Source organism: Vibrio coralliilyticus ATCC BAA-450 (assembly GCF_000176135.1).
Lineage (GTDB): Bacteria > Pseudomonadota > Gammaproteobacteria > Enterobacterales > Vibrionaceae > Vibrio > Vibrio coralliilyticus.
This window is the reverse complement of the sequence record NZ_ACZN01000018.1, coordinates 317232-329760: the sequence shown is the minus strand read 5'-3', so window position 1 is coordinate 329760 and position 12529 is coordinate 317232. Positions and strand designations below refer to the sequence as shown.

The window sequence follows — 12529 nt, the reverse complement described above, 5'->3', positions numbered from 1 at the left end:
AAAGATTCATTAAGCACCGGATTCAATAATGAATAATGACATTGAAAAAGATTTCAATTTAGGTGGAAGTGTCGAACGTGCTCTTTCCGGTAACTACGAAATAAAAGCAGGTGAAGTTTTCAGAGAAGCGTGGGGTCATACGATCAAAAACTTCTTGTCGTTTTCTCCCGCTATTATCATTCTGCTTATCGTCCAACTCGCGATTTTCTATGTTGCATTAAAACTGCAACTTGGTGACCCTTCAATCATTCTTGATGCTGTGACAAACCCTGAAGGTATTGATCCAAGAATCATCCAGGCAATATTTGTCGCAAACTTCAGTTATGAAGTAGTGAGCGCACCTATCTATGCAGGTATTAGCTTAATGGCAATGAGCCATGCCGCTGGCTTATCAACAAAGCCTCGCCATATTGGCAAAGGGCTTCAATATACGGTTCCTGTTATTTTGGCGACCTTGTTTAGCTTATTGCTTCAAGGAATTGCAGGCATGCTCCTGCCGTTTCTGTCTATGTATTTGTCTCTTGCATTCAGCAACTCCATCCTTCTCATTTGTGAGAAGCAGATCCCACCAATGCAATCTTTATTACTGTCTTTACGTGCGGTGAATAAAAAGATTTTTGTTTTGGCAGGGATCTATTCATTGGTTATGTTAATGTTCGTGGCAGGAGCCATGTTCTATGGTCTGGGGTTAATCTTTGTTTTACCGTTCTTCTTCCACGTGAAGGGCATCATCTATCGCAATATGTTCGGTATCAAACTCAAGGTTGTCGCAACGGACAGACCGAAAGATGAGGATGACAATGACGACGATTCACAAGTGTTCAATGCGTAAAAGTGAATTCATTGCTATCGCTGCAGCTGGCCTAATCGCCAGCTGTAGTTTTTATAGCTATGAGAAAAATGAAGCTCAGGAACGCGAGCGTAGAAAGCAGGCCCAAACGACAGAGCAATCTATATCGTTTGATGGTCATTCTGTAGGTCAAGCGCCTGACTTTTCAGCTATCACCAATGTGACGGAAAAGAAACAAACGTTTTTCGACTATCTGCGCCCGGGCATTGCTTTGGAAAATCAACGCATTCTTAATGAGAGAAGTCGATTAGATAAAATACAAGCTAACTTCAAATCTGATCAGCTTTCCAATGATGACACGAGTTACGCAAAGCGATTAGGAAAACTTTATAACGTGGAGCTGCTGGGCTCCAAGGGAATTAGCCAGCAATGGCTTGATCAAATGTTTCATCGTGTAGATGTTATTCCAGAAGCGTTAGTACTAGTGCAGGGTGCGAATGAGTCTGCTTGGGGGACATCGCGATTTGCCACCCAAGCCAACAATTATTTCGGCCAATGGTGCTATAGCTCGGGTTGTGGTCTCATTCCGTTACAGCGGGGAGAGGGTATGACACATGAAGTCGCAAAATTCAGTTCTGTACAGCAGTCCATACAGGGCTACTTTATGAACGTTAACCGTAATCGTGCTTACGAAGAATTGCGTGAAATTCGCTACCAACGCCATCTAAGAGGTGAAAGCCTGACAGACACTGATGCCGCTATTGCTTTGACTAATGGCTTGCTGAAATACTCTGAGCGAGGTGAGGCATACGTCAAGGACTTACAAGCGATGATCAGGCACAATCAGGCGTTCTGGGAAGACACCCTTACTAAAAAATAAGTATTACATTCAATGAAAAAATTATCGTTAGCCCTTTTAACTGCCGCGGTGACTTCTGCTGCGGCGTTACCTGTCTCTGCGCAAGAATACATGTTTACCTATTCAAAGCTCTTCACTCATATGAAGCAGAATGTGAAAGAAGGGCATGAAGATGTAAAAGTCGGTTTCTTCTTCCTTAATGCCGATACAAAGCAAAACTGTGTTATTGAGAAAGCATGGATGGAAAAAGAAGAACACTATGAAGAGCTGAAATCTTCGCCATACCATGAGTTGATTGTTCCACTGGACAACAACCTTAAATCAGCTAACCCACTTGTTTTTGTTCAAACGCCAATGGATCAGCGATGTGACTTCTCTATGGTTGTGATGACGAAAGAACCCTTTAACGGTGAGATCGCGTACGCTGATGTAGAAAAGCTGATGCCGCAGATGCAGGCCATGCTTGAAGATTTGGGGGGCATGTTTGCAAGCTGGTTTACTCCAGATGTAGAAGGGGTGACGCTTGAGTTTGCTAACAAATTGAATTCAAAAGTAGAATTCTCTAACGGTTCGAGCAAAGACATCGTTGATGGAAAAGTGCAGGTCGCACTATCAGATATCGGTGAAGGCGGCAAGATGACACTGCCTCAAGAAACAGCTCGTGTCCTGCCTTACCTGCCTAAAGCTAACTAATCCGCTGGGTGTTTATGCAAAAAGGGTCGCTGTTGCGACCCTTTTTTTTAATTCTAAATGCGTTTAGATGTTGGTGACATCAAGTTGTAAGCTAGGATCAAATTCCTGAACCATATCTTCATCAACAATAGGCTGCTTTGGCATTTCTTCTTTGTCGAAACCGATATCGCCACCGTTAATAACACCTGAGTCTTTGTCGATCGATTTAAAATCGAAAAGCTCATGGTCCGCTAAGTGACTTGGAACAACGTTTTGCATTGCACGGAACATACTTTCAATTCGGCCTGGGAAGCGCTTATCCCAGTCGTTTAGCATTTGTTTGATATTCTGACGCTGCAGGTTTGGCTGAGAACCACAAAGGTTACATGGAATGATAGGGTAACCTCGCATGTCAGAGAATTTAATGATGTCCTTCTCACGACAGTAAGCTAGTGGGCGAATCACCACATGCTCACCGTTATCTGATACCAGCTTAGGCGGCATGCCTTTCATCTTTCCGCCGTGGAACATGTTTAGGAACAGTGTTTCCAAAATATCGTCACGGTGGTGACCTAGAGCAATCTTAGTTGCACCAAGTTCGTTCGCGGTACGGTATAGAATGCCGCGACGTAGGCGAGAACATAGAGAACAAGTCGTCTTACCTTCAGGGATCTTATCCTGAACAATCGAGTAAGTATCTTCCTCTACGATTTTGTATTCAACACCTAAAGATTCTAGGTATTCAGGAAGAATATGGCCCGGAAACCCCGGCTGTTTTTGGTCTAGATTAACTGCAATTAGCGAGAAATTAATTGGCGCGCTTTTCTGCAAACTCATCAGAATATCAAGCATAGTAAAGCTATCTTTACCGCCAGACAGGCACACCATGATGCGATCGCCTTCTTCAATCATGTTGAAGTCTTGAATCGCTTGGCCTGTATTACGACGAATACGCTTTTGTAACTTGTTGAAGTTGTATTGTTGAGCTTTTGTTAGCTCTTGAGTTTGCTCAGTCATTCGCTTGCAGTCTTAATCAATCATGAAACCAAAATGAAGTGCGTATAATACGGATAAATGAGTCAGATGCCAGTTCTAATAATAGAAGACTATAAAAAATCCCCTCAAGTTGCCTTGAGGGGATTCGAAGTCCTAAGTTATACCGCTGTTTTAGGGTCTAATGGGCTGATATACCCTTTAGGTTTCAGAGCCAGAACGTCACAGTTGATCTTATCAATGACGTGCTCCGCGGTATTACCGATAAACACAGCAGACAAACCTGTACGGCCTGTTGTGCCGACGATAACCATTGCTGCATTAAGCTTTTCAGCGGATTCTGGAATGACGTCTTCAGGAAGGCCTTGCTCTACAATGGTTTGTTGCTCGTCGTAACCATGCTTTTGGCGCAGTGCTTTCATTGCGGTTAGGTGGTGGCCGCGTACTGCATCGCTATAGGTTGTCGGATCGAACTCAGGCAGTTCGATTGTAATGTTAGCAGGAGTCACAGGGTAGGCGTTAACCAGGTAAGGTTGGGCTCCTAAGCGTTCGGTGAGGCTTTTAAGCTGTTCGACCATACTGTCGTTTAAGCCTAAGTGGGTGTCATTTTCAGAGCCAACATGGACAGAGGCGAGAATGCTGGCATCTTCAGGCCAATCGGCATTTTTCACCAATAACACCGGGCAAGGGCATTTACGTAGCAAGTGCCAGTCCGTTGGCGTGAAAATCACTGACTCTAGAACATCGTGCTTACGCGTGCCTTTAATCACGATGTCATGGCTACCCGCGAATGTCTCAGCGACGATGGCTTCATAAGGGCGATTGTGCCACACGACTTTTACTTCAAAATCAATGTCTTCGTTAATGTAGGGTTTAGCGACGTTTTGCATCCATTGCTCACGTTGGCCAATGACACCACGGCGCATTGCGTCACGCTCATCGATAGAGAGCATTGACGTCATGTCATAAGAAAAGTCGTAGATGGATAGGAAGAAAGTCACGTGACTACGAGAACGACTTTTCGCAGCAAGCTGCATGGCACGGGCTAAAGCGGGTTGTTCATCTTTATTGATGTCAGCAACAACTAGTATTTTGTTATAGATACTCATAGTAACTCCTTGGGAGTGGGAGAGTTATATGATTAATGTAGCCTAGCTAGATGAAGATTTTTAGAAAAACAGTGAGGAAGGTGAAAAAAGTATGACGTAGCTCAGTTTTGAGCTACGTCATTGAAGTTATTAAGATTCTGTCGAAACGCCAGCCAGTTCCATGAGGGTATCATGATCAAGAATCGTGATGTACTTGCCCTTAACGCTGAGGATTTCTGATTTCTGGAAACGACCTAACAAACGAGAAATGGTTTCAACTGTTAGACCTAGGTAGTTACCAATGTCACCACGCGTCATGGTTAAACGGAACTCACGAGGGCTGAAGCCGCGTTGAGAGAATCGAGTTGACAGGTTGTATAGGAATGCCGCCAAGCGCTCTTCTGCATTCTTCTTAGATAGAAGCAGGATCATTTCTTGGTCGCCTTTGATTTCGTTACTCATCAAACGCATGATTTGCTGACGAAGTTTAGGCATTTTACCTGAAAGGTCATCTAAGATTTCGTATGGAATTTCGCATACCATCGAAGTTTCAAGTGCTTGCGCGAAACTTGGGTGTAGGTCGCCAGTAATGGCGTCAAAACCAACCAAATCGCCAGCTAAGTGGAAAGCGGTAATTTGCTCGTCACCTTGTTCTGTGATGGTGTAGCTTTTGATTGTGCCAGAACGAATCGCGTATAAAGACTTAAGATCATCGCCCGCTTTAAAAAGCTCTTGTCCTTTTTGGATTGGCTTTTTGCGTTCAATAATCTGATCTAATTGGTCAAGCTCAGACTCATTCAGTGTAAATGGAATACACAGTTGGCTGATACTACAGTCTTGACAGTGAATAGCACATCCGCCGGATTGGATGCGTTTTGTTGCAGGCTTTTCAGAAATCATAACAACCTTTCACGATTTGATATACATCAATATTTTAGCACTCATTAATACTAAAGGGTAGCTAAAAAAGCCGCAGAAAAACAGGGGTATATCATGTTAGTGATAATATAGTTACCGCACCGTAAGCCGTGTAGATCCCGTAAGATAAGATCAATAACGCCCCGAAGTTACGAAATATCGACGATTGTTGCAACTTGTGTAAATAGGTTGCGCCAAAACCCATGAGCAGCATAGCAGGTAGAGTACCAGCGCCAAACGCTAACATGATTAGAGCGCCATTCAACGCGCTCCCCGATACCGCAGACCAAGTTAATGTGGAGTACACTAACCCACATGGTAACCAACCCCAGATAAAGCCAAAAGGAAGTGCATGGAGCGGGGATTTTAATGGCAGTAAGGATTTACCTGCTGGCGAGATGAACTTCCACAGCTTCTGGCCTATCTTCTCAACATAAAGTAGCCCTTGCCACCATCGCCCAATATAAAAAGCCAATAGAATCATAAACACAGCGGCAGCTAACCTTAGCCATGTTAGCGCATTGTTCATTGTACTGACTTCAGCGATGGAAGAGATGGCGCCACCAACAATAGCACCTATGATGGCATAGCTTATTAGTCTACCGAGGTTGTAGAAGACAGGGACTAGCTTCGAGCTATTGGTTTGACCCATAGTAAGCATGGAGGCAATACCTCCACACATCCCCATACAGTGACCTGCGCCGATGACACCGATTAGCAAGGCACCTAACCAGTCTGGCGTCATTTGGTCTTGCTCTCGTTTTTCTCGTCTTCGTCGAACAAAATATTGTGACCCTGTCGCTCCAAATCCTCAAACTGATCGCTTTTTACCGCCCAGAGGAAGATTGCAATGGCGACACAAACCAAAACGATAGCAATTGGGATAAGAATATAAAGGCTTTCCATCTTATTTACCTTGTTCTTTGAGCAAGCGTAGAGAGTTAGATACTACAATAATTGAGCTTGCAGACATACCAACAACTGCAAAATAAGGAGCGACAAATCCTGCAACGGCCAATGGCAAGATCAAAATGTTGTAACCAAGTGACCAAGCGAGGTTTTCGCGGATAATCTTACGTGTTTGCAGAGCGAGCTTACGAGCTTCAAGAATGCGGTCCAATTGGTCGCCGAGCAGGACCATATCAGCAGACGCTTTAGCCACATCAGCACCGCCGCCCATCGCGACAGATAGATGGGCACCCGCGAGGGTAGGGGCGTCGTTGATTCCATCTCCAATCATCATGGTCACATCGTTGTCGTCGACGTTTTGCAAGTATTCCAGTTTGTCTTGAGGTTTTGCGCCTGCAACCACTGTTTCGATACCGATCTCTTTGGCGACTACGTCTGCGTTAGATTGGGAATCCCCAGTGAGCAAAGTGACTTTGATACCCGCCTGCTTAAAGCGCTCGATGAATGTCTTAGATTCTGCACGAATTGGGTCTTGGTAAATGAAGGTGGCGACATGTTGACCATCCAAGGACAGATACACGGAGTTAGGTTCCGCTTCTGATTGCTCCCCCAAGATGAAGCTTGCACTGCCGATCTTAACGCTTTGGCCTTGGTAAGTACCTTGAATGCCAGAGCCAATAATGTTTTCTACATCATTTACCTGAACTTCCAAGCTTTGATATGACTTAAAAGCTCTCGCGATTGGGTGGTTTGCGTGGGATTCAAGTGAGGCCGCAATCGCTAAGGCTTCTTCTTTTGAGGTATCAGAGAAGGTGTTTACTTCGCTGATCATTATGTCGCCATGAGTCAGCGTGCCAGTCTTATCAACGATAAGGTGGTTAATCTTACAGAGTGTTTCGAATACGTGCCCTTTACGCAGAAGAATGCCTAGGTTACCCATTCGAGAGGTAGCACAGGTTAATGCTGTTGGTGTTGCTAGAGATAACGCACAAGGGCAGGTAGCCACTAAGACTGAAAGCATGATCCAAAATGCGTCATCCGGCTTAGTCTGGTGCCAGAAAACCCACGTACCTGCTGCAATTACTAAAATAATCGCGACAAAGTAACGGGCGACAACGTCTGCAATTTGAGCGATTTTTGGCTTCGACAACTGAGCTTCGTCTTGTAAGCGGACAATGTTGGAAATCATCGAGTCTGCTTTAGTTGAAGTTACTTCTAGCTCGAACGACTCTTCGCCATTTAATGTGCCAGCATATACGTAATCATCGACATTCTTGACCACTGGCACTGACTCACCAGTTAACATGGATTCATCAATATGGACACGTCCTTTGATGATCTTCCCGTCTGCAGGAACATGCTCGCCCGGAAGAACGCGAATTTGGTCGCCGAGTTTAAGCGTTTTAACAGGAACCTGATCGCCATCTAACTTAGTCGCAATGGCTGGGATGAGCTTGAGCAAGTTTCCGCTTGCCGCTGCAGCTTTGCGTCTAGCACGCATCTCAAGAAAGCGACCTACGAGGAGGAAGAACGCAAACATAGAGATGGATTCAAAGAAGACTTCACCTTGCTCGGTGACTGTTGCTACCAAACTGGCAAAGTAAGCGAAGATCATGGCCAATGAGACAGGCACATCCATGCCTAGCGTTCGACTGCGAATACTACGCCATGCATTGAGGTAGAATGGAAGGGCAGAGTATAGCATCACCGGCGTTGCGAAGATTAAACTCACCCAGCGAAAGTAGCTTTTAAATTCAGGCTCCAAGTCACCAAATACTTCAAGATATAGTGCAACAGCCAGCATCATTACTTGCATTGTTGCTAAGCCAGCAATACCTAGTCGATATAGGTATTGCTTCATGGACTCATGATAAGCGGCTTCTTGTTTGTCTGCTTCAAAAGGTGCAGCTTTGTAACCGAGTTGATGAATGCTAGAGAGCAGTTCGCTAAGTTTAGTTTGGGTTTTATCCCATGCCAGAATTGCTCGGTTTGTCGTGGTATTGACTCGAATAGAAAGAACACCAGTGCGAGTGGAAACTTGTTTCTCTATCAACCATGCACACGCGGCACATGATACACCTTCTAGTGACAAGGTAACTTCGGCTTTGTCTTCGGCGTTTCTAACAAACTCGGACTGGACTTCTTCGTTGTCATAATGAATAAGTGCCTGAAGTTGCTCAGGCACTAAATCGGCTTTTTCTGCAGGGGCTGTTCGATATTGGTAGTAGGAAACCAGTCCGCTATCGACGATAGTCTGAGCTACTGTCTCACAGCCTGGGCAACACATATCTCGTGTTTGACCCAAAATTTCGACTTTGAAATCCGTGTTGGCTGGTACATCTTCACCACAGTGATAACAGGATTTGCACATAGACGCTTCTTAATTGGTTAGTTGTACTGCTGACGATGTTGGGAACTCTACACGGCCTTGGATTAGCCACTTCTCGTCGTGCGGGGTTAGCTCTATAAACCATGGACCTTGAAGCTCACTATCAAGCTTAAGTCGGTACTGACCACTTGCGTCTGATGTAACAAGCTTCGTGAAATCATGGTCAGGAAGGGTTCGGTGAGCAAACATAGCGGTAATTGCTGGGTAATGCTTTAGCTGGCCTTTATCAAACTGAATCACCACAGTGTCGCCTTCGGAGCGAACCGTAGCGTCAAGGCCTAACTCTTTAGTGACTTTGACTCTAGTGATATCGACGTTAATACCTTTACCTTTCTTGTAATAATCCTCAGTCACTAAGTGAATTGAGTGGTTGGTAAGTATTGCGACTCGAACCAAAGTTAATATAGACACTCCGACCGTTAAGGAGAGTATAAACCAGGGCCAAAACTGCTTATACCAAGGCTTTTCCATACAAAAGTTCTCAATAAAAAAATTAAATAAATTAGGGCTTTAACTGTAAAGGAAAGACGGCCCCTTCAAAAGGGGCCGTTATTGAAATGTTACTTATTATCTGAGTTGCTTAAGCTCCAGACATAAGCTGAAACAAGTTGGACTTTATCTTCGCCCAGAATGTCCTTCCATGCTGGCATTACACCGGAACGGCCATTCATTACAGTTTCAGTTACGTCAGCGCGCGAACCGCCGAACAACCAGTCCTGATCGGTCAGGTCTGGTGCACCAACAGCAGGGTTACCCTTACCATCAGTACCGTGACACGCAGCACACACAACGAAGCGAGCTTTACCAGCTTCGGCTTCACGTGCGTTAACAGAACGTCCAGAAAGGCTTAGCGTGTAGCTAACCACTTCTTTAACGCCTTGTTCGCCTAGCGCGTCTTTCCATGCTGGCATCTGACCGATACGACCTTGCATTACAGTCGTTACGATTGCTTCAGGCTCACCGCCGTATAGCCATGCGTCATCAGTTAGGTTAGGGAAACCTCTCTGACCACGAGCATCAGAGCCGTGACACTGAGAACAGTTCTGTAGGAACAAGCGTTGACCTACTTTTACTGCTTCTTCATCAGCGGCAATTTCTGGAATAGGGCGTAGTTCAGAAGAACCATCAACATACGCTAGACGCTTGAAAGCTTCACCGAAGTAAGTTTCTGCATCGTCTAGTTCTTTCGCGTATTGCACAAGTTCTTTGTTCTCTTGAGCTCTAGCGATAGACGCTTTTGATTCTTCAAGCGTTGTTACCAACTGGTCAGAACTCTGCCAGCCAAGTACACCTTTGAAACTACCCATACCTGGATAAAGTGTGAAGTAAACTGCTGCAAATACGAAAGTACTTACAAACAGATACGTCCACCACTTTGGCAGTGGGTTGTTTAGCTCACGAATACCATCGTATTCGTGACCCATATCTGCACCTTCTTCAACGCCCATTTTATCTTTAAGGCACCAAAACAGTAGTGCAGCACAGCCGACCAGTGTACCGACTGTGATGATGATTATCCAAAGACTCCAAAATGTAGTCATTGCTTAGTCACTCCTTGTTCTTTTGAGGGTGCTTGCTCTTCATCGGCAAAAACAAGGTTCGCAGCTTCATCGAAGCGAGCTTTGCGGTTTTTACCGTAGGCCCACCAAACTACACCTATAAAGCACACGAAAAGCACTATGGTCCAAATACCATGAATAGTACCGATATCCATAATTTCACCCCTTTATTACTTCATTGCGTGACCAAGAGACTGAAGGTAAGCGATGATGGCATCCATCTCAGTTTTACCTTCTACATCTTTAGACGCGTTTGCGATTTGCTCATCAGTGTATGGAACGCCAAACTGATCGCGGAAGATTGTTAACTTCTTCTCTGTGTTCTTACCATCAAGAACATTGTCAGCCAGCCATGGGAAACCAGGCATGTTTGACTCAGGAACAAGCTCACGCGGGTCAATTAGGTGAACGCGGTGCCACTCATCAGAGTAACGACCACCAACGCGTGCTAGGTCTGGACCAGTACGCTTAGAACCCCATAGGAATGGGTGTTCCCAAACACTTTCACCAGCAACAGAGTAGTGACCGTAACGCTCAGTTTCAGAACGGAATGGACGAATCATCTGGCTATGACATACGTTACAACCTTCACGGATGTAAACGTCACGACCTTCCAGCTCAAGAGCTGTGTATGGGCGTAGGTTGTCAACAGGCTCAGTGGTTTGTTTTTGGAAAATAAGCGGGGTGATCTCTACAAGAGCACCCAAGCTGATTGCAAAAACAATAAGAATCGCTAGCAAACCGACATTGCGCTCAACAATTTCGTGGCGATTGTTAGAATTAGAACTCATTCTTTTAATCTCCTTATGCCGGCTGCGGGATAGCTTTTAGGCTATCTTTTGGCGCTGTTACAGTCTTGTACGTGTTGTATGCCATTAAGAACATACCAGTTAGGAAGATGAAACCACCTAGGAAACGTACGAAGTAGAACGGGTAAGAAGCCTGTACAGATTCAACGAAGCTGTAAGTCAACGTACCGTCAGAGTTAACTGCACGCCACATCAGACCTTGCATTACGCCAGAGATCCACATTGCAACGATGTATAGAACCGTACCGATTGTTGCCAACCAGAAGTGCGCGTTGATCATGCTCACAGAGTACATACGCTCTTGACCAAACAGGCGAGGAACTAGGTGGTATACAGAACCGATAGAAACCATTGCAACCCAACCAAGTGCACCAGAGTGTACGTGGCCGATAGTCCAGTCAGTGTAGTGAGACAGTGCGTTAACTGTCTTAATTGACATCATTGGACCTTCAAACGTAGACATACCGTAGAACGATAGAGATACGATTAGGAAACGAAGAATTGGGTCATAACGAAGCTTATGCCAAGCACCAGATAGCGTCATGATACCGTTGATCATACCACCCCAAGAAGGAGCGAACAGTACCAAAGACATCACCATACCAATTGACTGCGTCCAATCTGGTAGAGCAGTGTAGTGTAGGTGGTGAGGGCCGGCCCAAATGTATAGAGATACAAGCGCCCAGAAGTGAACGATAGATAGACGGTAAGAATAAACAGGACGTTCAGCTTGCTTAGGAACAAAGTAGTACATCATACCTAGGAAACCCGCAGTTAGTAGGAAACCTACCGCGTTGTGTCCGTACCACCATTGAACCATCGCATCCACCGCACCTGAATAAATCGAGTACGATTTACCCATAGACACAGGGATAGCCATGCTGTTAACGATATGAAGAACCGCTACTGTGATGATGAAGGCTCCGAAGAACCAGTTCGCTACGTAGATGTGAGACGTATTACGCTTGATCAATGTCCCGAAGAACACGACAGCGTAAGAGACCCAGACTACCGCGATAGCGATGTCGATCGGCCATTCCAGTTCAGCGTACTCTTTGCCTGAGGTCATACCTAAAGGCAGAGTGATAGCTGCTGCTAAGATGATTGCTTGCCAACCCCAAAAGGTGAAGGCAACAAGAGGGCCACCAAATAAACGAGTTTGACAGGTACGCTGCACAACGTAGTAAGACGTTGCGAACAGAGCACTTGTACCAAACGCAAAAATAACCGCATTAGTATGCAGAGGACGTAAACGACTGTACGTCAACCACGGCGTATCAAAGTTTAGCTGTGGCCAAACTAATTGAGCGGCAATCAAAACACCAACGCCCATACCGACAATACCCCATAGAATGGTTACTAGGGTGAACTGACGGACGACCGTATAGTTGTAGTTTTGTTCAAGCTGCTTTTCTTGGCTCATTTGCATGCTTCCAATTTCTAATTAACTACACTTTACTTCCAACACGACACATGTCGTAATGCCACCCAAACCATAAAGAAAATGACGCCGAAACAGTCGGTTAAACTTTCTTGCCGATTT

14 protein-coding genes are annotated in these 12529 nt (G+C 45.2%); 3 read left to right on the top strand and 11 right to left on the bottom strand.

Annotated elements, in window-relative coordinates; all coding sequences use genetic code 11:
- Positions 1-28: 28 nt before the first annotated feature.
- The 3 genes from VIC_RS20905 to VIC_RS20895 are packed head-to-tail and all read left to right on the top strand — an operon-like array spanning position 29 to position 2342.
- On the top strand, positions 29-832 hold the full coding sequence (locus VIC_RS20905) for a DUF2189 domain-containing protein (RefSeq protein ID WP_006962279.1): 804 nt from the start codon (positions 29-31) through the stop codon (positions 830-832).
- Complete coding sequence (locus VIC_RS20900) at positions 825-1670, top strand: glucosaminidase domain-containing protein (RefSeq protein ID WP_039952422.1); 846 nt, start codon at positions 825-827, stop codon at positions 1668-1670. The genes VIC_RS20905 and VIC_RS20900 overlap by 8 nt, the downstream gene beginning before the upstream one ends.
- 12 nt (positions 1671-1682) lie before the next feature.
- The gene (locus VIC_RS20895) at positions 1683-2342 is read left to right on the top strand and encodes a DUF2987 domain-containing protein (protein WP_006962274.1); all 660 of its coding nucleotides are present in this window, start codon (positions 1683-1685) and stop codon (positions 2340-2342) included.
- Between the two features lie 63 nt (positions 2343-2405).
- Here the strand turns inward: VIC_RS20895 and ttcA are convergent, their stop codons facing one another.
- From ttcA to ccoN, 11 genes are all read right to left on the bottom strand, one after another.
- On the bottom strand, positions 2406-3338 hold the full coding sequence (gene ttcA, locus VIC_RS20890) for a tRNA 2-thiocytidine(32) synthetase TtcA (protein WP_006962272.1): 933 nt from the start codon (positions 3336-3338) through the stop codon (positions 2406-2408).
- 137 nt (positions 3339-3475) lie between these two features.
- Positions 3476-4423: a universal stress protein UspE gene (gene uspE / locus VIC_RS20885; RefSeq protein WP_006962270.1), complete on the bottom strand. Its 948-nt coding sequence runs from the start codon at positions 4421-4423 to the stop codon at positions 3476-3478.
- 129 nt (positions 4424-4552) lie between these two features.
- Positions 4553-5302 carry an FNR family transcription factor gene (locus VIC_RS20880; protein WP_006962268.1) on the bottom strand — a complete coding sequence of 250 codons (750 nt, stop codon included), beginning with the start codon at positions 5300-5302 and terminating at the stop codon, positions 4553-4555.
- A gap of 91 nt (positions 5303-5393) precedes the next feature.
- On the bottom strand, positions 5394-6065 hold the full coding sequence (locus VIC_RS20875) for a sulfite exporter TauE/SafE family protein (RefSeq protein ID WP_006962266.1): 672 nt from the start codon (positions 6063-6065) through the stop codon (positions 5394-5396).
- Positions 6062-6226, bottom strand: a complete 165-nt coding sequence (ccoS, locus tag VIC_RS20870; protein WP_006962265.1) for a cbb3-type cytochrome oxidase assembly protein CcoS — start codon at positions 6224-6226, stop codon at positions 6062-6064. The genes VIC_RS20875 and ccoS overlap by 4 nt, the downstream gene beginning before the upstream one ends.
- Before the next feature lies 1 nt (position 6227).
- Entirely contained in the window at positions 6228-8600 is a 2373-nt protein-coding gene (locus tag VIC_RS20865; protein ID WP_006962263.1) for a heavy metal translocating P-type ATPase, read from the bottom strand.
- Positions 8601-8609: 9 nt separating this feature from the next.
- A complete protein-coding gene (locus VIC_RS20860) occupies positions 8610-9089 on the bottom strand; it encodes a FixH family protein (protein WP_006962262.1) in 480 nt (159 codons plus the stop codon).
- 89 nt (positions 9090-9178) lie between these two features.
- Positions 9179-10159, bottom strand: coding sequence for a cytochrome-c oxidase, cbb3-type subunit III (gene ccoP / locus VIC_RS20855; protein ID WP_006962261.1), 981 nt, complete (start codon positions 10157-10159; stop codon positions 9179-9181).
- The gene (locus tag VIC_RS20850; protein ID WP_006962260.1) at positions 10156-10332 is read right to left on the bottom strand and encodes a CcoQ/FixQ family Cbb3-type cytochrome c oxidase assembly chaperone; all 177 of its coding nucleotides are present in this window, start codon (positions 10330-10332) and stop codon (positions 10156-10158) included. The genes ccoP and VIC_RS20850 overlap by 4 nt, the downstream gene beginning before the upstream one ends.
- Positions 10333-10347: 15 nt before the next feature.
- Positions 10348-10968, bottom strand: a complete 621-nt coding sequence (gene ccoO / locus VIC_RS20845) for a cytochrome-c oxidase, cbb3-type subunit II (protein ID WP_006962259.1) — start codon at positions 10966-10968, stop codon at positions 10348-10350.
- 13 nt (positions 10969-10981) lie between these two features.
- Positions 10982-12409 carry a cytochrome-c oxidase, cbb3-type subunit I gene (ccoN, locus tag VIC_RS20840; RefSeq protein ID WP_006962258.1) on the bottom strand — a complete coding sequence of 476 codons (1428 nt, stop codon included), beginning with the start codon at positions 12407-12409 and terminating at the stop codon, positions 10982-10984.
- Between the last annotated feature and the right edge of the window lie 120 nt (positions 12410-12529).

Coding starts and splice junctions, on each gene's coding strand:
- VIC_RS20895 (WP_006962274.1), top strand. CDS start 1,683: ATGAAAAAATTATCGTTAGCCCTTTTAACTGCCGCGGTGACTTCTGCT.
- VIC_RS20900 (WP_039952422.1), top strand. CDS start 825: ATGCGTAAAAGTGAATTCATTGCTATCGCTGCAGCTGGCCTAATCGCC.
- VIC_RS20875 (WP_006962266.1), bottom strand. CDS start 6,065: ATGACGCCAGACTGGTTAGGTGCCTTGCTAATCGGTGTCATCGGCGCA.
- ccoS (WP_006962265.1), bottom strand. CDS start 6,226: ATGGAAAGCCTTTATATTCTTATCCCAATTGCTATCGTTTTGGTTTGT.
- ccoP (WP_006962261.1), bottom strand. CDS start 10,159: ATGACTACATTTTGGAGTCTTTGGATAATCATCATCACAGTCGGTACA.
- ccoN (WP_006962258.1), bottom strand. CDS start 12,409: ATGAGCCAAGAAAAGCAGCTTGAACAAAACTACAACTATACGGTCGTC.
- VIC_RS20860 (WP_006962262.1), bottom strand. CDS start 9,089: ATGGAAAAGCCTTGGTATAAGCAGTTTTGGCCCTGGTTTATACTCTCC.
- uspE (WP_006962270.1), bottom strand. CDS start 4,423: ATGAGTATCTATAACAAAATACTAGTTGTTGCTGACATCAATAAAGAT.
- VIC_RS20850 (WP_006962260.1), bottom strand. CDS start 10,332: ATGGATATCGGTACTATTCATGGTATTTGGACCATAGTGCTTTTCGTG.
- ttcA (WP_006962272.1), bottom strand. CDS start 3,338: ATGACTGAGCAAACTCAAGAGCTAACAAAAGCTCAACAATACAACTTC.
- VIC_RS20905 (WP_006962279.1), top strand. CDS start 29: ATGAATAATGACATTGAAAAAGATTTCAATTTAGGTGGAAGTGTCGAA.
- ccoO (WP_006962259.1), bottom strand. CDS start 10,968: ATGAGTTCTAATTCTAACAATCGCCACGAAATTGTTGAGCGCAATGTC.
- VIC_RS20865 (WP_006962263.1), bottom strand. CDS start 8,600: ATGTGCAAATCCTGTTATCACTGTGGTGAAGATGTACCAGCCAACACG.
- VIC_RS20880 (WP_006962268.1), bottom strand. CDS start 5,302: ATGATTTCTGAAAAGCCTGCAACAAAACGCATCCAATCCGGCGGATGT.